General features: G+C 36.2%; 23 protein-coding genes and 1 pseudogene. 17 read left to right on the top strand and 7 right to left on the bottom strand.

What is annotated here, in order from left to right:
- Positions 1-230 precede the first annotated feature (230 nt).
- From greA to QRY57_RS21585, 4 genes are all read left to right on the top strand, one after another.
- A complete protein-coding gene (greA, locus tag QRY57_RS21600; RefSeq protein WP_035415628.1) occupies positions 231-707 on the top strand; it encodes a transcription elongation factor GreA in 477 nt (158 codons plus the stop codon).
- 238 nt (positions 708-945) lie between these two features.
- The gene (locus tag QRY57_RS21595) at positions 946-1,647 is read left to right on the top strand and encodes a hypothetical protein (RefSeq protein WP_090687598.1); all 702 of its coding nucleotides are present in this window, start codon (positions 946-948) and stop codon (positions 1,645-1,647) included.
- Between the two features lie 91 nt (positions 1,648-1,738).
- Complete coding sequence (locus QRY57_RS21590; protein ID WP_286016061.1) at positions 1,739-3,493, top strand: peptidoglycan D,D-transpeptidase FtsI family protein; 1,755 nt, start codon at positions 1,739-1,741, stop codon at positions 3,491-3,493.
- 116 nt (positions 3,494-3,609) lie between these two features.
- Positions 3,610-4,245, top strand: a complete 636-nt coding sequence (locus QRY57_RS21585) for a YrrS family protein (protein WP_286016060.1) — start codon at positions 3,610-3,612, stop codon at positions 4,243-4,245.
- Between the two features lie 37 nt (positions 4,246-4,282).
- Here QRY57_RS21585 and QRY57_RS21580 read toward each other — a convergent pair whose 3' ends face one another.
- Positions 4,283-4,498 carry a YrzA family protein gene (locus tag QRY57_RS21580; protein ID WP_026593456.1) on the bottom strand — a complete coding sequence of 72 codons (216 nt, stop codon included), beginning with the start codon at positions 4,496-4,498 and terminating at the stop codon, positions 4,283-4,285.
- Between the two features lie 136 nt (positions 4,499-4,634).
- Between QRY57_RS21580 and QRY57_RS21575 the strand changes: the two genes are divergently transcribed.
- The 6 genes from QRY57_RS21575 (at position 4,635) to QRY57_RS21550 (ending at position 11,346) form a co-directional block, all read left to right on the top strand.
- Positions 4,635-5,273, top strand: coding sequence for a class I SAM-dependent methyltransferase (locus tag QRY57_RS21575; protein ID WP_090687591.1), 639 nt, complete (start codon positions 4,635-4,637; stop codon positions 5,271-5,273).
- A 14-nt stretch (positions 5,274-5,287) separates the two neighbouring features.
- On the top strand, positions 5,288-5,983 hold the full coding sequence (gene mtnN / locus QRY57_RS21570; RefSeq protein WP_090687586.1) for a 5'-methylthioadenosine/S-adenosylhomocysteine nucleosidase: 696 nt from the start codon (positions 5,288-5,290) through the stop codon (positions 5,981-5,983).
- Between the two features lie 82 nt (positions 5,984-6,065).
- The gene (locus QRY57_RS21565; RefSeq protein WP_208018130.1) at positions 6,066-6,989 is read left to right on the top strand and encodes an O-acetylserine dependent cystathionine beta-synthase; all 924 of its coding nucleotides are present in this window, start codon (positions 6,066-6,068) and stop codon (positions 6,987-6,989) included.
- Between the two features lie 2 nt (positions 6,990-6,991).
- Positions 6,992-8,125 carry a bifunctional cystathionine gamma-lyase/homocysteine desulfhydrase gene (locus QRY57_RS21560; protein ID WP_286016059.1) on the top strand — a complete coding sequence of 378 codons (1,134 nt, stop codon included), beginning with the start codon at positions 6,992-6,994 and terminating at the stop codon, positions 8,123-8,125.
- Positions 8,126-8,383: 258 nt separating this feature from the next.
- Positions 8,384-10,987: a bifunctional acetaldehyde-CoA/alcohol dehydrogenase gene (gene adhE / locus QRY57_RS21555; protein WP_026593451.1), complete on the top strand. Its 2,604-nt coding sequence runs from the start codon at positions 8,384-8,386 to the stop codon at positions 10,985-10,987.
- A 125-nt stretch (positions 10,988-11,112) separates the two neighbouring features.
- The gene (locus QRY57_RS21550) at positions 11,113-11,346 is read left to right on the top strand and encodes a YrhC family protein (RefSeq protein WP_026593450.1); all 234 of its coding nucleotides are present in this window, start codon (positions 11,113-11,115) and stop codon (positions 11,344-11,346) included.
- A gap of 262 nt (positions 11,347-11,608) precedes the next feature.
- Here the strand turns inward: QRY57_RS21550 and QRY57_RS21545 are convergent, their stop codons facing one another.
- On the bottom strand, positions 11,609-12,364 hold the full coding sequence (locus tag QRY57_RS21545) for an HAD family hydrolase (RefSeq protein WP_286016058.1): 756 nt from the start codon (positions 12,362-12,364) through the stop codon (positions 11,609-11,611).
- Positions 12,365-12,479: 115 nt separating this feature from the next.
- On the opposite strand from QRY57_RS21545, the gene QRY57_RS21540 reads away from it, so the two are divergent.
- Complete coding sequence (locus QRY57_RS21540) at positions 12,480-13,433, top strand: LacI family DNA-binding transcriptional regulator (RefSeq protein WP_026593448.1); 954 nt, start codon at positions 12,480-12,482, stop codon at positions 13,431-13,433.
- Positions 13,434-13,437: 4 nt separating this feature from the next.
- A complete protein-coding gene (locus QRY57_RS21535) occupies positions 13,438-13,944 on the top strand; it encodes a GNAT family N-acetyltransferase (protein WP_286016057.1) in 507 nt (168 codons plus the stop codon).
- Between the two features lie 11 nt (positions 13,945-13,955).
- Here the strand turns inward: QRY57_RS21535 and QRY57_RS27250 are convergent.
- Positions 13,956-14,171 (bottom strand): annotated as a pseudogene (locus QRY57_RS27250) (CPBP family glutamic-type intramembrane protease); the annotation flags it as partial.
- Between the two features lie 166 nt (positions 14,172-14,337).
- Here QRY57_RS27250 and QRY57_RS21530 point away from each other — a divergent pair.
- Both QRY57_RS21530 and QRY57_RS21525 read left to right on the top strand, forming a co-directional pair.
- Positions 14,338-14,796, top strand: coding sequence for a GNAT family N-acetyltransferase (locus QRY57_RS21530; protein WP_090687568.1), 459 nt, complete (start codon positions 14,338-14,340; stop codon positions 14,794-14,796).
- Positions 14,797-14,896: 100 nt separating this feature from the next.
- The gene (locus QRY57_RS21525; protein WP_026593445.1) at positions 14,897-15,274 is read left to right on the top strand and encodes a hotdog family protein; all 378 of its coding nucleotides are present in this window, start codon (positions 14,897-14,899) and stop codon (positions 15,272-15,274) included.
- Positions 15,275-15,334: 60 nt separating this feature from the next.
- On the opposite strand, the gene QRY57_RS21520 is transcribed toward QRY57_RS21525, so the two are convergent.
- Positions 15,335-15,880, bottom strand: a complete 546-nt coding sequence (locus tag QRY57_RS21520) for a helix-turn-helix domain-containing protein (RefSeq protein ID WP_026593444.1) — start codon at positions 15,878-15,880, stop codon at positions 15,335-15,337.
- 158 nt (positions 15,881-16,038) lie between these two features.
- Between QRY57_RS21520 and QRY57_RS21515 the strand changes: the two genes are divergently transcribed.
- Positions 16,039-16,443 carry a DoxX family protein gene (locus tag QRY57_RS21515; RefSeq protein WP_286016056.1) on the top strand — a complete coding sequence of 135 codons (405 nt, stop codon included), beginning with the start codon at positions 16,039-16,041 and terminating at the stop codon, positions 16,441-16,443.
- Positions 16,444-16,464: 21 nt separating this feature from the next.
- Positions 16,465-17,322 (top strand): VOC family protein, encoded by an 858-nt coding sequence (locus QRY57_RS21510; RefSeq protein ID WP_286016055.1) that lies wholly within the window; start codon positions 16,465-16,467, stop codon positions 17,320-17,322.
- 18 nt (positions 17,323-17,340) lie between these two features.
- Here QRY57_RS21510 and QRY57_RS21505 read toward each other — a convergent pair whose 3' ends face one another.
- Positions 17,341-17,655, bottom strand: a complete 315-nt coding sequence (locus QRY57_RS21505) for a 4a-hydroxytetrahydrobiopterin dehydratase (protein WP_286017919.1) — start codon at positions 17,653-17,655, stop codon at positions 17,341-17,343.
- Complete coding sequence (locus tag QRY57_RS21500; protein ID WP_286016054.1) at positions 17,633-19,390, bottom strand: aromatic amino acid hydroxylase; 1,758 nt, start codon at positions 19,388-19,390, stop codon at positions 17,633-17,635. The genes QRY57_RS21505 and QRY57_RS21500 overlap by 23 nt, the downstream gene beginning before the upstream one ends.
- A gap of 473 nt (positions 19,391-19,863) precedes the next feature.
- Between QRY57_RS21500 and QRY57_RS21495 the strand changes: the two genes are divergently transcribed.
- Positions 19,864-21,102 (top strand): eIF2A-related protein, encoded by a 1,239-nt coding sequence (locus QRY57_RS21495; protein ID WP_286016053.1) that lies wholly within the window; start codon positions 19,864-19,866, stop codon positions 21,100-21,102.
- Between the two features lie 42 nt (positions 21,103-21,144).
- Here QRY57_RS21495 and QRY57_RS21490 read toward each other — a convergent pair whose 3' ends face one another.
- Positions 21,145-21,267, bottom strand: a complete 123-nt coding sequence (locus QRY57_RS21490) for a DUF4023 domain-containing protein (protein WP_286016052.1) — start codon at positions 21,265-21,267, stop codon at positions 21,145-21,147.
- Between the last annotated feature and the right edge of the window lie 85 nt (positions 21,268-21,352).

Below are 21,352 nucleotides of genomic sequence, written 5' to 3'. Positions count from 1 at the left end.
TACAATGAAACATGCAACCTCACCTAATGTTAGGTGGGGGCATATTTATATGAGATTTCCATACATATCTTCTTTATATAAAGAGGCATTGGAAAAAACACGGGGTTGTATGTGACAACTCCGCTAGTGCATGTGTACTAGAAACCTCCGCTACAAAGGTAAAGCGGAGGAGTTTTCATATTGAACTCCTCTTTTTTTCGGGGGATTGGTATATAAAAGGAGTGGAAAACATGGCAACAGAAAAAACATACCCTATGACGCAAGAGGGTAAACAAAAATTAGAAAACGAACTTGAGCAATTAAAAACAGTAAGACGTAAAGAAGTTGTAGAGCGTATTAAAATTGCGCGTAGCTTCGGTGATCTTTCTGAGAACTCAGAGTACGATGCAGCAAAAGATGAGCAAGCATTTGTAGAAGGCCGTATTACACAACTTGAAAATATGGTTCGTAACGCAGTTATCATTGAAGATAATGGTGAAGAGTCTACAGTTGTAACGTTAGGTAAAACTGTAACATTCAAAGAATTACCAGATGGAGACGAAGAAGCTTACACAATCGTTGGTAGTGCAGAAGCAGATCCATTTGAAGGAAGAATTTCTAACGATTCTCCAATCGCAAAAAGCTTACTAGGTAAGCAAATTGGTGAAAAAGTAGCAATCCAAACACCAGGCGGAGAAATGCAAGTAGAGATTATTTCTGTAAAATAATAAAAGGAGGTTCACTCATATGGGTGAACCTCTTTTATTTTTTTCTTCTATTATCCCGTTGCTCTCAAGATTCTAAGTGAAAAGTGCCAATCGTCCATGATATTTCGATTTTTATCGTATTCGACATGATGTGACAATATAAGGGTCTTAATTTTGATATTATAATTGATGAATTTTTATACTTTTATGTTTGGAAGTATGAGGAGATTTTAAAGGGGATAAGAAAGAGGGAAAGTTCATGAAAAAGAAATTATTTGCAGCATTCACTTGTGGCGTCATGATGACAGGATTAGCGGCATGTGAATCTAGTGAGAAAACAAGTGCATCAAACGAATCGAAATCGAAGCAAGAAGAAAGAAAAGACGAGGTATCTTCGTCCTCCAAAAACGAATCGAATACAAAAGAAAAGCAAGAATTAGATAAGGATAAAAAGAGAGAGAAATTTGAAGACTTTGATCCAGAGTACCAATTAGCTATTGTCATGAGACTTTTTAATGATGTAACTGTTAAATATGATTATGCAATTGGAAATCCTGAATATATGTTACAAGAGTCGATGGATCAGAAAGCAATAGATGACATGAAGAAGTTATTGCAAGAACAGGCAAAAAATAATGATAAACTTTTAAAAGATGAAGTAAATCAAGCTGTTACTTTCCTAAAAGGATCCAAGTTAAAGAAGGATGAAACTCAAAAATTAATCAACGCAGAAAACAACTATTTAAAGATAACAGAAAAACTGATAGCGTGTTTAGATTCTGTAACAGTTGAGAATGCAAAGGAAAAACGAAATGAAATGAATTCTTTAAAACAAGAATATGTGAAGAGTGCAGAGCAAGTAAGGACTACTGCAGTTGAAGTTGCTCAAAATTCAGGTTTAAATGTGGAAACTTATAAATCAGTTTTCGAAAAATATGCAAAGCAACCCGTCAACCAATAAAAAATAATTACATCATATAGGACTGGATAACATTGCGCTTTGTATAAAAGGACTAACACCTCGTCTAAACTGAAAAGACGAGGTGTTTTTTATGAAAATGAAGCGGAGAATTGCGATTACTTTACTCTGTTTTGCATGTATCATGCTATTACTACTTGGTAGGCTAGCTCAAATACAACTTATAGCCACGGAATCATTTACAAAGAGGCATATAAATTTAATTGAAAAGAGTGTCACCCAGCGGACACAAGCATTCACATTGGATGATGGTAGGGGACATTTTGTTGACCGGAACGGAGAAAATCTAGGAGAAGAAAGATACCCAGTGTTAGTCATTTTTCCTTTTCTACAAATAAAAAATGACATGTTAGAAAAAATTACGCATATCATTGGTGTGCCGGGGCAAGACATAAAGCTGCAAATGAAAAACAAACGAAAACCATTTATACTTCAAAGGGGTGATAAACCGTTTCAGTTAACGAAAGAACAGATGGAGAAGGTAAACCGTGCGGATATTTTAGGTATGGTAGCAATCGAAGTGAGAATGAAACAAATATCGGAAGCGGAGCATCTGATCGGAGTAGTCGGAGAAAACGAGAAGGAATTAAAAAAACGATATGAGAAATTAAAAAAACTATCTAGTCAAACAATTATCGGTATTTCTGGATTACAGCAATCGTTTGATGAATTTTTAATGACTGATGGTGAAACGAAAGTATTATATCAAGTAGACAGACAGGGAGAACCGATTTTTGGGAAGCGTGCAAAATATACATCTCCTGGAAATCCCTTTTATCCAGTTACGATTCAAACGACGATAGAAAAATCTTTGCAACAAAAAGCAGAAGAGCTTGTGCGAACACATGGAATCAAAAAAGGTGGATTAGTACTACTTGATGTGAAGAAGAGTGAAATTGTAGCAATGGTGAGTAAACCATCTTTACAGATGAACGATAAGCGTGCATATCAAAAAACGATGGAGAACCAAATGCTAACGCCTCATTTCCCAGGTTCCGTTTTTAAAACAGTTATAGCGGCCGCAGCAATTGATAATGATATGATTCAATCTCATCGTATGTTTAACTGTAATACAGATCCGTATGGTGAAAATTTCTCACAGGTTATGATGGGGGAATTAAACTTCACAGAGAGTTTTGCTAGGAGTTGTAACAGAACATTCGCTGTGCTTGGTGATGAATTGATGCAAAAGGATAAACATATAATGGAAACGTATTTAGAAGCGCTAGGAGCGAGTGAGACGGTAGGATGGAAAGGGCAAATGTTTCATACGTCTGGGTTTAAACAGTTGATAGAAGAGAAAAAAGCAACTGTTTGGAATGGCGAAGAAAATAAGGTGGGTCACAAAGCAATCGCTCAAACGGCAATTGGACAAAAGGATGTAAGAATATCCCCTTTAGCCATTGCAAATATGATGGCGACGATTGCAAGAAATGGGGAGAAGAAAGAAGTAAAAGCTGTAAAAGAAATCCGATATAAAAATGGAACGAAATTTTTATATTTTGAAGACCATAAACTGGAAGGACGACAACTCTCTTATAGTACAGTGAAACAGGTACAATCCTTGTTAAGGAAAGTCATAACGATGGAAAAGGGAACAGGTGCAACGTTTCAATCGCTACCTTTATCTGTTGCTGGAAAGTCTGGGACTGCGCAAACAGGAAAAGAAGATCGCGTAAATCGTTGGTTTGCGGGTTATTTCCCATACGAAAACCCGAGATATGCACTAGTAGTTGTTGATTTAGAAACGAATAGTAAAGAAAATACTGTAACACCGATTTTTAAAGAATTTGTGGAAGAGATTGCTCACTTGGAAGGGAGAAGGTAATCTTGCAATTTATTATCAAATGTTTTCATTTCGTGAAAATGTTACTGTAGTTGTTCAACCATTTAAGATTTAGTGTTACAATAGCAAGTAGGAAAAACTGCATGGAGGTTTGAAGAATGGCAGGAGGATCTAGATTCCAACAGAAACAACAAAAACGTCGTCACAACGGTGTTTTAAATATCGCAATAGCTATCGTATTATTAGCAGTAGCTATTGTAGCGTATCAATTATTTGTTCCTGATACAACAGAGCAAGTGTCTTCTCCACAAAAGAAAGTATCTCAGGAAACAACAAAAGGTAATAAAGCTGAGAAAAAGAAAGATAAAGAAGAGCAAGCAAAACTAGAAGAGCAAAAGAAGAAAGAGGAAGAAGAAAAGAAGGCTGCAGAAGAGAAACAAAAAGCTGAGGAAGAAGCGAAAGCAAATGAGAAAGTTCCAGCTGAAAAAACACAGCCTAAAGCAACTGATGCTTATACAAAAGCTTCTTGGAAGCCAGTTGGTACAACGCAAGGTGCAACACCGGCAATGACATTTAAACAAGGGTCAGCAGATTGGAATGAGATGAAACAAGCAATTTCCTCTGCAATTGAAGTTCCAGTGGAACAGTTGGTCATTCACCGCATTGGAAACAACGGTAAGCAAAAAGCATACGGTAATGTACAAGATAAACAAACCGGTAAAAAATATTATGTAAATATTGATTGGGTAGAAAACGAAGGCTGGAAACCAGTACTTGTTCAAACTCTAAACTAAAAAAGAGAAAGGTTCTTAGAACCTTTCTCTTTTTTAGTTAGCGTAATTTTTTTAATTTGAAATGAACTACTGCGCTATAATATGGCCGTTTGCTTTCAGTATCCATAACCATTTGATGAGAAATATGATGAACTTCCAGCATAAGTGCTTTATTATTGTCAATTTGTTCGTTAACTTTCTTTTCTAAAGAAACTAAGTCAGCTGCCTCAAAAAATTCTACTTTATCTTCCAACATTTCAAAGGTAAATGACACAAAATACGCCCCTTTCTGCATAATCTAGTTAAGTGTAACAAAGAAAAGAAGGAAATACCATTTTCATTTCAATTGACATTTTCGAAAAGAAGGCATATCATACTGATAAAACCGATAAGAAAAAGGGGAATTCGATATGGGTACAGAATTTAACGGTTTATTTGATGAGTGGGCTCATACGTATGATTCATTCGTACAAGGCGAAGATATACAATATAAAGAAGTTTTTGCTCGTTATGAAGCCATTTTAGAGGATGTAGTAAATAAATCATTTGGAAATGTATTAGAATTTGGTGTTGGTACTGGTAATTTAACAAATAAATTATTACTTGCTGGCCATACTGTATACGGCATAGAGCCGTCACGTGAAATGCGTGCTATCGCAAAAGAAAAGTTACCAAAAGGATTTTCGATTACAGAAGGAGATTTTCTTTCTTTTGATGTCCCGAATTCTATTGATACAATTGTAAGCACCTATGCATTTCATCATCTAACAGATGAAGAAAAAGACGTAGCAATTGCGAAATATAGTCAATTGCTTAATAAAGGTGGTAAAATAGTGTTTGCTGATACGATATTTGCAGATCAAGAAGCGTATGATAAAACTGTTGAAACTGCAAAACAAAGAGGTTTTCATCAGTTAGCAAATGATTTGCAAACAGAATACTACACACGTATTCCGATCATGCAATCTATTTTTGAAAATAATGGCTTCCACGTAACGTTTACGAGATTGAATCATTTCGTTTGGGTAATGGAGGCAACTAAGCAATAGAAAGAGGGATTAGATTGAGAATTGCTGTAATTGGAGCAATGGAAGAAGAAGTACGTATTTTACGTGACAAATTAGAACAGGCAGAAACAGAAACTGTTGCAGGTTGTGAATTTACGAAGGGACTATTGGCAGGGCATGAAGTAATCTTGTTAAAGTCTGGTATTGGTAAAGTGAATGCAGCTATGTCAACGACAATTTTATTAGAGAGATACCAACCTGAAAAAGTAATGAATACGGGTTCAGCTGGTGGATTCCATCAATCTTTAAACGTGGGTGATGTAGTTATTTCAACAGAAGTTCGTCATCATGATGTGGATGTAACTGCATTTGATTATGAATATGGTCAAGTGCCAGGCATGCCACCAGGATTTAAAGCTGATGAAGAACTAGTTGCATTAGCTGAGAAATGTATGAAGGCAGAAGAAAACATTCAAGTGGTTAAAGGAATGATTGCAACAGGAGATTCATTTATGAGCGATCCCAACCGAGTTGCAGCAATCCGTGATAAATTTGAAAATCTTTACGCAGTAGAAATGGAAGCAGCAGCGGTTGCACAAGTTTGCCATCAATATAACGTTCCATTTGTAATTATTCGTGCACTTTCTGATATTGCTGGGAAAGAATCAAATGTTTCATTTGATCAATTTTTAGATCAAGCAGCTCTTCATTCTACAAACTTTATTGTAAAAGTATTAGAAGAGTTAAAGTAATGTAACAAAAAGGCAACTGTCTCATATAAAGAAAATACATACAGTTGCCTTTTCTTTATTGGCGAATAAGGAGGAGAACACGATGAAGGTGTATCGTGGAGTTCATGAGTTAATCGGTCATACACCGATTGTAGAAATTACTCGTTTTTCACTTCCAGAGGGCGTTCGTTTATTTTCAAAGCTTGAATTTTATAATCCAGGTGGAAGCGTGAAAGATCGATTAGGAAGAGAATTGATTGAGGATGCACTGGCAAAAGGGTTTGTAGCGCAAGGTGGAACGATTATTGAACCGACAGCTGGAAATACTGGTATTGGACTGGCACTTGCTGCATTAGAGTATGATTTACGTGTGATCGTTTGTGTACCAGAGAAATTTAGCATTGAAAAACAAGAGTTAATGAAAGCTCTCGGTGCAACGGTTGTGCATACACCAACTGAACAAGGGATGACAGGTGCAATTGCAAAGGCAAAAGAATTAGTAAAAGAAATTCCAAACTCATACTCTCCAAGTCAATTTGCAAATGATGCAAATCCACGTGCTTATTTCAAAACATTAGGTCCGGAGCTGTGGGAAGAGTTGGGTGGAGAGATTAACATATTTGTGGCAGGTGCAGGTACTGGTGGTACATTTATGGGAACTGCCTCCTATTTAAAAGAGCAAAATCGTGAAATTAAAACGGTGATTGTGGAACCAGAAGGATCTATTTTAAATGGTGGTGAAGCAGGTTCACATGAAACAGAAGGAATCGGTCTTGAATTTATTCCACCATTTTTAAAATCATCATATTTCGATGAAATTCATACCATTTCTGATCGAAATGCATTCAGGCGTGTGAAAGAATTAGCGCAGAAAGAAGGCCTTCTTGTTGGCAGTTCTTCGGGAGCAGCATTTCATGCAAGCTTATTAGAGGCTGAAAAGGCAAAACCAGGTACAAATATTGTAACGATTTTTCCAGATAGCAGTGAGCGTTACTTAAGTAAAGATATATACAAAGGGTGGGAATGAAAATGAGAGCAAAAACAAAGTTAATTCATGGTATTCGCATAGGAGAACCTTCAACTGGATCTGTAAACGTACCGATTTATCAAACAAGTACGTACAAACAAGAAGCAGTTGGAAAGCATCAAGGATACGAATATTCACGTACAGGAAACCCGACACGTGCAGCGCTAGAAGAAATGATTGCCGTATTAGAAAACGGTCATGCAGGGTTTGCTTTCGGTTCAGGAATGGCTGCGATTACAGCAACGATTATGTTATTCTCAAAAGGAGATCATGTCATTTTAACAGATGACGTATATGGCGGAACATATCGCGTAATTACAAAAGTATTGAATCGTTTCGGTATTGAACATACATTTGTAGATACAACAAATTTAGATGAAGTAGCAGAAGCAATTCTTCCGAATACGAAAGCAATTTATGTAGAAACGCCAACAAATCCACTATTAAAAATTACAGATATTAAGCAAATTTCTATATTGGCAAAAGAAAAAGGTTTATTAACAATTATTGATAACACATTCATGACGCCTTACTGGCAGTCACCAATCTCTTTAGGTGCAGATATTGTACTTCACAGTGCAACGAAATATTTAGGTGGACATAGTGACGTTGTTGCTGGATTAGTTGTTGTAAATAGCGCGCAATTAGCAGAAGACCTTCATTTCGTTCAAAACTCAACAGGGGGCATTCTTGGACCACAAGACAGTTTCTTACTACTTCGTGGTTTAAAAACATTAGGAGTCCGTATGGAAGAACATGAAACAAATTCACGCGCGATTGCTGGGTTTTTAAATAATCATCCAAAAGTTAATAAAGTATACTATCCAGGCCTTGGATCACATCCAAATCATGCATTAGCAACTGAACAAGCGAATGGATACGGTGCAATTATTTCATTTGATGTAGATAGTGAAGAAACGCTAAATAAAGTACTTGAGAAACTGCAGTATTTTACACTTGCTGAAAGTTTAGGGGCAGTAGAAAGCTTAATTTCTATTCCAGCACAAATGACTCACGCATCTATCCCAGCAGATCGCCGTAAAGAATTAGGAATTACGGATACATTAATTCGTATATCTGTGGGTATTGAAGATGGTGAAGATCTAATTGAAGATTTAGCGCAAGCATTAGCATAATAAAAAGCACTGCTAAAAAAAGGCAGTGCTTTTTAAAAAAATAATTTGTGAAACTTTTCACAAATTAGACACACACAATTAAAAATATTTCGTGTATAGTAAAATCATGAAATGATGCTTCACACATAGACTTGTGAAATATTTCACAAACAATGGAATTCATGTAGGGAAAGTAATTCTATTTTTTTATGCTAAATGGGACTTTTAGAGACCCTGAGGGACAATTAAAGTCCATATAGCGGAATTGGAGGAATTCACATGGTAGTCAAAGAGAAAGTTGTAAATGAAATGCAAGAAGTAACAGAAATGATTGATACGTTGGTAAAGAACGGTCAGGCAGCTTTACAAGCATTAGAGGATTTTACACAAGAGCAAATTGACAACATTGTACATGAAATGGCACTTGCGGGTGTAGATCAACATATGCCACTTGCAAAAATGGCTGTTGAAGAAACCGGGCGTGGTGTATATGAAGACAAATGCATCAAAAATATATTTGCCACTGAATATATTTGGCATAGTATGAAAAAAGACAAAACAGTAGGAATCATTCATGAGGATCCTCATGAAGAAGTGATCGAAATTGCAGAGCCAGTCGGTGTAGTTGCTGGGGTAACACCAGTAACGAATCCAACTTCGACAACGATGTTTAAAGCGTTAATCGCAATGAAAACAAGAAATCCAATTATTTTCGCATTTCATCCTTCTGCACAAAATTGTTCGATTGCAGCAGCAAAAACGTTACGTGATGCGGCAGTGAAGGCGGGGGCACCAAAGAATTGTATCCAATGGATCAAAAAACCTTCTGTTGAGGCAACAAAGCAATTAATGAATCATGAAGGGGTTGCGCTTGTGTTAGCAACTGGGGGTGCAGGAATGGTGAAATCAGCATATTCTACTGGTAAACCAGCTCTTGGCGTAGGACCAGGAAACGTACCTTGTTATATAGAGAAATCAGCGCATGTAAAACGTGCTGTAAATGATTTGATTTTATCAAAAACTTTTGATAACGGTATGATTTGTGCTTCTGAACAAGCGATCATTGTAGACAAAGAAATTTACAATGATGTGAAAGAAGAAATGATAGCAAATAATTGTTACTTTGTGACAGAAGATGAGCGTAAAAAATTAGAGAAGCTTGTTATTAATGAAAATACATGTGCAGTAAATAGTGATATCGTCGGAAAATCAGCGTATTATATTGCAGCATTAGTCGGAATTACAGTGCCAGAAGATACAAAAATGCTCGTTGCTGAAATTAAAGGTGTAGGTGCTGATTATCCACTATCTCGTGAGAAATTAAGTCCAGTACTTGCTTGTGTAAAAGCAAATTCACTTGAAGAAGGATTCACATATTGCGAGGGAATGTTAGAATTAGGCGGCTTAGGTCATTCAGCGGTTATTCATTCGACAAATAAAGAAGTGCAAAAACAATTTGGTTTACGTATGAAAGCGTGCCGTCTCATTGTAAACGCACCGTCATCACAAGGTGGAATTGGTGATATATATAATGCATTTATTCCATCACTCACACTTGGATGTGGTTCATATGGAAAGAACTCAGTTTCTCAAAACGTAACGGCAACGCATCTATTAAATATAAAAAGACTTGCAAGTAGAAAAAAGAATTTGCAGTGGTTCAAATTACCACCTAAAATTTATTTTGAAAAACATGCGACAGGGTATTTAGCAAATATGCCAAATATTTCACGCGCATTTATTGTAACGGATCCTGGAATGGTCGAGCTTGGTTATGTGGATACAGTAACGCACTATTTACGTAAACATACAAATGATGTGAAGGTGGAGGTATTCTTTGAAGTAGAGCCAGATCCATCAGATGAAACTGTATTTAAAGGTGCTGAAATGATGAGGAGTTTCAAGCCAGATGTGATTATCGCCCTTGGTGGTGGATCGGCAATGGATGCAGCAAAAGGAATGTGGCTCTTCTATGAGCATCCAGAAACAACATTCTTTGGAATAAAGCAAAAGTTTTTAGATATAAGAAAACGTACATGTAAATATCCGAAGCTTGGGAACAAAGCGCAGTTTGTTGCGATTCCAACAACATCAGGAACAGGGTCAGAAGTGACGCCATTTGCGGTTATTACAGATAAGAAGAATAATATAAAATATCCGTTAGCTGATTATGAATTAACGCCAGATGTAGCGATTGTCGATCCGCAATTTGTCATGACAGTGCCACCGCATGTAACTGCAGACACTGGCATGGATGTATTAACGCATGCAATTGAAGCATACGTGTCTATTATGGCAAATGATTATACAGATGGTTTAGCATTAAAAGCGATTGATCTTGTATTCAAATATTTACCGAGAGCATATAAAGATGGCAAAGACGAAGAGGCGCGTGAGAAAATGCATAACGCTTCTGCGATTGCTGGAATGGCGTTTGCCAATGCGTTCCTTGGCATTAATCATAGTTTGGCGCATAAAATTGGTCCGGAATTTCATATTCCGCACGGACGTGCCAACGCAATCTTAATGCCACATGTTATTCGTTATAATGCAATCAAACCAAGAAAACATGCATTATTCCCAAAATATGAGCACTTTGTTGCTGACGAACGTTATGCCCATATCGCAAGAATGCTTGGACTTCCAGCGAGCACAGTAGAAGAAGGCGTAGAATCACTCGTACAAGCGATTATTGCTCTTGGAAAAGAATTGAATATTACTATGAGCATTGCTGGACAAGGTGTGGAACAAGAAGCATTTGAAGAAGTTGTTGGCATGTTAGCGGAAAGAGCCTTTGAAGATCAATGTACAACAGCAAACCCAAAATTACCGTTGATTTCAGAGCTGCAAGAAGTATATATGGAAGCATACAAAGGAGTGTAATAAATGGGAAAGAGCCGCATTTTAGCGGCTCTTTTATTTTGGAAAACTTCTCCCTCATTGGCTGTATTTGCTTGTCTCAGAGGCTATTAGAATATGATACAGTGAGAATGAGGAGTGGTAAAGAGATGAAAGAATTACAACAGAAAATAGCAGATTATATTCGCTTCGGTCAAGTTCTTCTCGCACTAGCCACATTTTTAATGATTGGTTTATTGATTCCGAATGGAGGAAGAGAAACTGTACAATCCTTTGCAATGATGGGTGTTATAGTCTTATTTTTAGGAATGTCATTTTTCTTTTTTAAGCGTGTTAAAGCGTTGCGTGATAGGTTAGAGGAGAACGATTATGAATCAAATTGATAGATGAAACGCTATGAAAAGAGTGTTTCTTTTTGTAGCGTTTTTTCGTATAAAACTTTATATACGATTTATATTGATATTGATAATCTTTATCAATTAGAATGGAGTAGAATTAAGTTCTAATTTAAGGTCATTTGTGAACGGAAAGTTCTTGTCCATTGTTAGAACAAGGTAAATATCTAGTATATACTTGAAAAATCCCCCCTCAACTGTAGTTTTCTTTATACTAGTTATGATATGGATGCAGTAGACAAGTCTTTGTCTACTGTCTTTTTTTCGTTAAAACTTGTATATCGCTGTAATCAGTGATGATAAAGTCCGCATACGGTGTTAATTCTTCTATTGCATGTTCATGATTGGCAATGCCTACAGCAATACTTCCGGCCTCTTTAGCCATTTTTACATCTACAATAGTATCTCCAACCATTACTAGCTCATTTGGTTTAATATTAAGCTGTTCACATGCTTTGGTAATCATTTCTGGATGAGGCTTTCCGTTTTCTACATCTTCTGGCGTAAAGAGAAATTGAAGAGATGGTATGTTAAGTAAATCAATACATTTTTTTGTTCTCACCTTATTATCTGAGGTAAGAATACCTGTGTATATTCCTTCTTTTTGCAAAGAAATAATGCATTCAGTTATACCTGGAATAGGATGAAAAGCTTGTTCAATGGATAATTGCTCATTACTTTCTTCAAATATGGTAGTAGTAAGCTCTTTGCAACGATGCCATGGATATTTTTTGATTTGATATAAAAGGCTAGCAACAACAATAATTTCTTCTTCTTCAGATGCGACTGCTAATAGGCCTTTAAAATCAACTTTGTTTGGAGGTACAAATCCAACTGCTTTTTCCCACAGCGGTTCATATTTTTTACCGACAATTTGTGAAAACTTGTATTTTCGCAGTCTATCAATTTCCTGCCAAAATGGAATCGCGTGAAATAATGTACCATCCTTATCAAAGGCAATTGCTTTCGTTTCAATAACCTCTCCAGAAATTTGAATTTTCCCCATATTTCATGTCACCTCGTTTATAATAGTTACCATATACTGTACATTCTGAAATGCATTACAGGTCAAGGAGGGAGTTCAGATTTCTACAATTGAAGATATCGCTAAATTAGCCGGAGTGTCTAAAGCAACAGTTTCCCGTGTGATCAATCATCATCCGTATGTACGTCCAGAATTAAGGGCGAGAGTGCAGGCGATTATTGATGAAAAAAATTATGTGCCTGTGGCAACGGCGAAAGATCTACGTCGTCTACAAACAAATTTAATCGGTGTAGTCGTACCAAATTTACATCATCCCTTTTTTAGTCAGTTAATTCAAGAGTTAAGTGGTATTTTAAAAATAGATCGTTATGATGTCGTGATATTACAATCGAATTATGAAGTTGAGAGAGAAAGAGAATTTTTACAATATATTAGGACGAAAAAGTTAGATGGGCTTATTTTTACTACACTTTCTTTGCCAATAGAGGAAATAGAGCTTGCGATAACTTCAGGAGCAATTGTTATTTGTAATGAACATGTAGAAACAGAACTCGTATCTACAGTTCAATTTGATGAAGAGTTAGCCGGTTATATTGGAACGAGGCATCTTTTGGAAAATGGATATACACGTATAGGATTTTGTTACGATACATTAAAAAGTAAAGCGCAGAGACAGAGATATCAAGGCTATAAACGAGCTTTAAAGGGGTACGATATACAGGTGCAACGAGAATGGATATTTTCGAATTGCTGTGGACTGAAGGATGGAAAGAATATTATACATATCATTCAATCTATGCAAAATGCACCTGATGCAATTTTTTCAGGTAGTGATGAGATAGCTGCTGGAATCATTATGGAAGCGCAGCGATTAAGAATTCGTATCCCACAAGATTTTGGTGTTATGGGATTTGATAATCAAGAACTCTCCATGATCATGCACCCTAATATAACAACGATTAATACCTCCATCAAAAGTATGGCAAAGAATTCTATCGTATTATTGCATAAACAATTACGAGGAGAGCATGTACAGCGTATACAATTGCCTATCTCAGTTATAGAAAGAGAATCCACAAGAAAGGAGTAGGAGTATGTTCCATACAGATCGTTTACAATTTCGCAAATATACAATGGCTGACTTAGAGTTTTATGCATCCTTATGGGGAAATGAAAAAGTGATGCGCTACATTGGGAATGGAATGCCGAAAACATACGCACAGTGTAAAAAAAGTCTTGAAAGCTGGGTGCTTGCTAGTTATAAAAACGGTTTAGGATTATTTCTAATGATTGAAAAGGGAACAGATACACCAATTGGTCACGCAGGGCTCGTTAGGCAACAAGTAGATGGCAACGAAGAAATTGAAATTGGGTACTGGTTACTTCCTGAATATTGGGGGAAAGGGTATGCAAAGGAAGCAGCAACAGCTTTTCGAGATTACGGCTTTCAAGGGTTAGGACTAAATAAACTCATTTCCCTTATTAATCCAGATCATCCTGCATCTATCTTTGTCGCTCGAAAAACAGGAATGAGTTATGAGAAGACAGCATCATTTCATGGAATAGATATTCTTGTATATGCAATTAAAAGAGCTGGATAAACCCTGCTCTTTTAAAGAATGAGGCCACTCAATACCATTAATAGATTTAAAACTATATGCCATATAATAGCTGGAATGATGCTATTTGACTTCACAACTATTCCTCCATAAAATATACCAGCTAAAATGAAAGCGGTGGAAACACTCCAAGAAAAACCTAAAGAATAGTGCTGCAAACCAAAACCAATGCCTGTAAGCAAAATAGCCCATTTTTCACCAAACTGATGTAGTAAGAATTCATAGACTAAAAAATACTATATTAGTAGTTTGCACGGTAATTATAAGGAATGTAAAAGAAAGCAGTAATGAAAATTTTCCCATCTTTTTCTCCTTTTAAAAAGGTAATATTTATCTCTTAAAGAATAGTATATAACAATAAAAGGGGGAATGGGATTGTATATTTATCATAATGGACTCATTATTCGAGAAGGAACGACAGGTGTACCAGCTTATGCAATTAAAAGTTTATTTGAAGATGCGGGGTGGAGCAACAATAGCATTCCATCTTGGCAAATTGAAAAATTTACGATAGCATTTGAAAATTCAACATGGGCTTTTACGATTTGGGATGATGAAGAAATGATTGCGATGGTTCGTGTCATTTCTGATCAGATCATGGCTGCCAATATTATGGATTTAGTTGTGAAGTATGAATATAGAGGAAAGGGATTAGGCAAGAAGCTCGTTTCCCTTTGTATGCAGAAACTACCCCATGGGGATTGGTTTGCGCATACATCTGCGAATAATTTTGATTTTTATCGTAGTTGTGGTTTCGAAGTACGTGATTTATCTCAAAATGGGACATGTGCTTATTACGGTTATAATGAAGCAAAAAAAGAGGGGCATCGATAGAATAGCGATTGAAAACTATAAAATGAACTATCATTCATTTTATAGTTTTTTTATGTTAAAATTATAAAGAAAATTCAGAATCTTGAAAAGGGGGATGAAATTGAATATTAAAGTAGGAGATATGTTTCGTTATGAAAGAACATTTACAGAAGAAGAGGTTTTGGAGTTTGCTCATCTTACAGGGGATAAAGGGAGACATCATATGGAACATGATGAGCAGGGACGTTTAATGGTACATGGTTTATTAACTGCAAGCATTGGAACGAAAATTGGTGGAGATGTACATTACATAGCACGGGAATTTGTAAGTGAATTCATCAGGCCCGTTTTTACTGGAGATACAATTACTTGTGATGTAACTCTTACAAGTGTAGAACAAATGGAAGGGTACAAAAAGGTATCTATGGAGTTGATTTATCGTAATCAAAAAGGTAAAGACGTATTAGTAGGAACAAGTTACGGGATCATACGAGAGTAACGTGTATATTGTTCATATAAAAGTTAAAAGGCATTGCAAACATATCGTTTGCAATGCCTTTTAATATACGCGCTTTCGATTTTCAGCATGGCTAGAGATGAGTAATAATGCAGATTCTTCGCCAATATTACGCACAATATGTGGCACGCATGCACTCCAGGAGAAAGAATCTCCTTCTTCCACAATCGCGATATCTTCTCCATGTTGTACTTCTAATTTACCGCGTAATACAAGATGACATTCTTCACCTTCATGAGCATTTGGTGTGTTTTCTTTTGGGAATCCAACTGGAATCTCTACTAAAGATAAACGAAGGCCTCCTTGTTCAGCGACATGCTCAATCCTTTGTTCATCTTTTCCATATACACTATATTTTCGTTCCTCTTTTTTTACAATTTTCATGTGATCTTTTTGCTCAAGTAATAAATAGGGAAGAGGAACGTTTAAAAATTTGGAAATTGTTTCTAAAGTTGAGATAGATGGGGACGTTTTATTATTCTCGACTTGACTCATAAAACCTTTAGAAAGTCCCGTCCCTTCACAAATTTGGGCGATAGTAACGCCTCTGCGTTGACGAATTTCACGTATTGCAGAACCGATATTCATAATAATCAAGCTCCTTTTTTGTAGACAACTATTTGTATCATAGCAAAAAAAAACACTTTTTTCTCAAGAAAAATAAATTGACGAATAAAAATTTTTATTGTATGTTTTGTAATGTGAATAAAAGATTTGTATTACAAAACAATAAGGGAGAGAACAAAATGAATCAACATATTGGTAATTTAATTATTCGTATCGTATTAGGAGTAACGTTCTTTATGCATGGTTTGACAAAGTTTCAATCAGGGATTGATAATATTGCAGGATGGTTTACAAGCATTGGTTTACCTGGAGCGCTTGCATACGGCGTAGCGACGGTAGAATTAGTTGGTGGTCTATTATTGATTATTGGTTTAGGTGTACGTTATATTGGATTATTATTCGCACTTATTTTAGTTGGGGCAATTGTAAAAGTGAAATGGTCTGCTGGTTTATTAGGCGATGGAAAGAATCCAGGGTATGAACTAGACCTTGCTTTATTAGCAATGGGCCTTTACTTATTCGTTGTTAAGGCTGAAGGTTTTGTAGATAATTTCTTAAAAGTAACTGTATTCAAAAAAGATTAATCAAAATGGGGGCATAACAATATGAGCTTTCAACTTCATCCCAATACAACACTCGGTGTTGTGCATTTATATGTATCGAATGTAAAGACATCACTGACGTTCTACACAGAGGTATTACGTTTGAAAGTGATAAAAGAAGAAGAAATGATCGTTACGCTTGGTAATGAAAATAATGAACCGCTTCTTATAATAGAGGAGAAAGAAAATGCTCTTCCAAAACAAAGAAGTCGAACTGGTTTATATCACTTTGCAATCTTATTACCAAGTAGACAAGATTTAGCAAATATTCTTCGTCACCTTGTGCAGAAAGTATATCCGTTACATGGCGGGGCAGATCATTACTTTAGCGAAGCAATTTATTTAGCTGACCCAGATGGAAATGGAATCGAAATTTATCAAGATCGTCAAAGAGAAGTGTGGCGAGATGAAAAGGGAGAGCTTCCGTTTGTTAGCAACCCATTAGATGGTGAAGGATTATTGCAACAAGGAAATGCGTGGAACGGATTTCCAAGGGGAACGGTAATGGGGCATATCCATTTGCATGTTGCTGATTTAGAAGAAGCAAAACGTTTCTATGTAGATGGACTTGGATTTGAAGTAACGATTCCAGCTCGAAACGGTGCATTATTTGTTTCAGCAGGTGGTTATCATCATCATGTTGGTTTAAACACATGGCAAGGCGAAGGTGTGCCGCCGCAAATGCAAGCTTCCGTTGGTTTGAAATATTTCACCATTGTACTAGCAGATGAAAAACAAAAAGAGCAAGTGTGTGAAAGCTTAAAATATATTGGCGCGGTTGTTATGTACAAAGAGGGAATATTACAAGTAGAGGATCCATTTGGCCACTGTATTCACTTAATTACAAAAGGAGAAGCCTAAATAAAGGCTTCTCTTTTTTTACTTTCTTATAATTGCTTTTTCATTTTGTAAAAAAAGTTCATTAAACTGTCTTGCGAGTTCGAAATCAAGTTTTGTTAAACCTTTTGCATTCCATGATGACAAAGTAATAATGACTGCTTTATACTGAATAAGGATAAATGGATGGTGATTGTGTTCTTCTGATAGTTTGGCTGCTTCAGAGACAAATTCGACACCTTTTAAGTAGTCGGAAAACATATATTTTCTTTCAATCCATTTTTCATCTTTCACTGTCCATTTATCTAACTTTGTTAATTTCTCTCGTACTTCTTCATCTGTTAGTCGTTGCATTATTTTTCACATCCTTTATTGAGAGTAGAGTAAGACCATTATTAATTAAACGTTGAACAGATTCGTTTTTTGTAAAAGTAGATAGCTGTTGTAACAACTGAGCAGATGTTTCGTGTCCTTTGTTATGTTCTAAAAGCAATTCTAAAATTTCAAGACGAAGTAACCATTCTTTTGTAAAGAACTGATTTAGGACTTCTTGAATTGTTACTAATTGTTCTACATGTGAATTTTGTAACATGCCTTCATTTCGAATATCGCGAACAGTTTGATACATACGATCAAGCTCCGTTAAGGTAAGTGGTGTAGGTGTTTCTTCTGCTTCTTCCTCTACTCCGAAGAATGCTGCCACGTCTGCTGCACCTGGGAATACAGAAGTGATTTCTGAACCAACTGCCATATCAAACGCTCCCCATGAGGCATCAAATAATAGACGATCTTTGTAAATCACTGTGCAATTTGTAAATGAAATAAGAGCGATTTTTTTATCGTTTTTCACAATATCAGTCACTGTTCCTTTTACGTGAACACCGCTTGTGAAGAAGAGTTCCGCTTGATTACCAATGATAACGCCTAATGATTGTAACTCTTCATCTGTACAATCCTCGAGTGAGATATTTCTTTCTAATAAACCAACTGGTGTACCAAAGCCATCTTGATGTACAGCTGTAGAATGATTCGGTAGTTGTTTATTATTTAGTGCTAATGCAGTCGGTGTGTTTGTTTTCATGTAAATCACTCTACCTGCATCATCTTGAATTTTTTCTGCAAATGTACCTGTAATTTGTAAACCACTACTTAATTGAACGGTTGCATTGTTTTCAGAACGAATTGCTTTTTCTAATCCTTTTGCGCCACCTGTCTTGAAAGCCATTGTTTCAGAGAAGTTCTCAAGTGCCTCTGTTAATTCTTCAAATGACTCGCATACAAATAGCTGTGGCTGCATTTTTGTAACATCATATGTCGTTTGTATACAAGTTTCAATGGAGAATGGAACTTTTTCAACAGCGTCTGTTAAACAATGTTTGCTCTCACCAACAGAGGAAAGAAGACCAGCACCGTAAATTTTTGGATTATTTATATCTCCAATTAAGCCGTACTCGACTGTCCACCAGAAAAGACGAGAAATTTGTTCTGCTTCTGATAAGCCAGAAACAAGCTTTTGCTTTTCTGCAACTTCTTTTTCAGCTGCTACAACTTCTTCTGGTGTAGAAGTTGGACTTTCTTTCACAATTGTTAAAGTACGTACAGCTTCAAAAGCATCGTGCTCTTCTTTCGTTGAAAATGCTTTTGCTCCAATTTGTCCAAATCGTTTTACATATTTTGCATATGTAGGGTCAAGTAAAATCGGTGCATGCCCAGCTGCTTCATGAACGATATCAGGCGCTGGCGTATATTCAATGTTTTCTACTTTACGAATATCTGTTGCGATCGGTAATAAACCATGCCCTTGAAAATCAAAGAACGCTACGCCAGGAATAAGACCGTCAATCGTTACGGCGCCCCAGCCACTTGGTGCTAAACATTCATTCATTTCTTCCACCTTTGGAATCGCATCTATATTAATACCAGATGATTGCAGTCCGTTCACATAGGCTGGATGAGCAACATCTTTTAAAAAGTTATGATTTTGTCTCATAATGTAACGCCATACAGCGTGATTAATTGGTGTGTATTGATCGTAATGCTGCGTGGATACAAATGGTTTTAAATGTGATGGAATTTCTGTTTTTGTTGTCATTCATACATCCTCCTTTTTATACGTAAAAACTGCTCTTGTTCCTTTTACGTATATCACCTCCTTTCAAAATTTGTAAGCGCTTATAAAATTTTATCACAAGATTCGGAATTATTTAATATTTGTTTTGTGAGAAACAGAAAAAGACCCTATCGGAAAATCCGATAGGGGCGGAAAAATGGCGGGACCACCTTAGGTACGAGAATGCTTACATCTCAGTTACTGCTAACGGAAAAATCCGTCTTTTTCTTCATGTACAAAGCATTATGAAAAATTATAATTTGCACAAACCATCAGTTCACTGAGTCATAGATATAGGCCGCTACTAGGGATGCCTTAAAAGCTATAATTCGTTCAATTAAATTATGTTTTTTATAAAAATATATTTAAAAAGTTGTCAATGTAATAATCTTTTTCAAATAGTAAATAGGCGGGCATGATAAAGGAGATTAATTATGGGAGGATGAAAGAGAAAGATGTGGAAAAAACTGCTTATTTTTATACTTTGTATTTGTTACTTGCACGAAACTACTCTTGATGTTCAAGCTGAGGAAAAAGATATACGAGTAGCATTTATTCGTAATCATGATCTCTGGATCAAACTTGATGGAAAAGAAAAACAAATAACAAAAGGAGAATACATAACAAAACCCAAATGGTCACATGATGGAAAGTGGATTGCATATGCAAAAGGTGAAGAGCAAAAAGAGCTCGAATTGTACCACGTTGTGGATGGGAAAAAAGTTGTTCCTTCTCAAACAGAAGCAACGAATTATCAATGGTCGCCGGTAGAAAATATAATTGCATTTGAATTTACAGGTACATTAAATACATTTGATGCAGAGAAGAAGAATGCAACGTTTGAAAATGTATCATCGGGTGTTGGTGATTATGCATGGTATCCAGATGGAAAGAAATTTCTTGTTTCGTCTGAGGCTCAGTTGCTTCCAACGGGTTGGACAGGAGCACAGTTATATGAAGTACAAAAGGATGCTGGAATGAATCCTAATAAAATGAAACACCTGTATACATTACCGAGTATGCAGGAGGATTTTCTCGCTTATGTTGTAAGTAATTTCAAGTGGTCTCCAAATGGAAAGTGGATTGCATTTTTAGCTGTTCCAACCGCTTCGTGGTCAGCGGATAGTAATACACTTTGCCTTTTGAAAGCGGATGGGAGTCATTTTGAAAAAGTAGATCAAATGTTATTAAATAGCCAGTGGATACAATGGGATCCATCGAAAAATACATTGGCTTATATTGAAGGGAGCGGGAGAATTGCATTAAAAAATAAACATTTAAAAACAAAAGAAGTCCCTGCCCTTCAGCAAGAAAAATTTACGCCTAAAGGGGATGTTGATTGGGATTTCACATGGCATAGTGACGAACTTATTATACTTTCAAGAGCTCGAGAAATGGAGTGGAAAAATGAAGAAGAAAAAAGATCATTCCCTTCTTTATACCAAGTAAATATTCAATCAAATCGCCAGCGCCAAATTACAACTCCCCCCAAAAAATATGGAGATTACAATCCAGTTTATATAAAGCGTGAAAATCAACTGACATGGATGCGTTCTGACCGTAAAAAGGCAGATATGTGGTTGGCGAATGGGGATGGAGCAAAAGCGAAGAAATGGATTGGAAATATAGATGTACCCGAGTGGTATTATGAAAAATGGAATTGGGAAAATGTTATTGCTGTAAAAGAAGATTGAAAAAAGCCGCCTAAAAGATACTTTTAGGTGGCTTTTTCACAATTATTTATGTGTTTTGTTTGGTTTCTTTTTTCCAGGATTTCCATTACCTTGACGCTTTCTATTCTGCTCGTCTTTTGCTTGTTTTTCGTGTATTGTATTTAAAAAATCGTTTGAGTTGTTCATTAATGAATCCTCCCGTAGGTTTCGTTTTATCTTTTTTACTATATCCATTTAGGAAGGAATCATAAGTTGAAAATTAAAAGGTTGT

This window comes from Bacillus arachidis (assembly GCF_030285945.1).
GTDB lineage: Bacteria > Bacillota > Bacilli > Bacillales > Bacillaceae_G > Bacillus_A > Bacillus_A arachidis.
The sequence above is the reverse complement of the archived record's forward strand: the minus strand, read 5'-3'. Positions and strand labels throughout refer to the sequence as shown.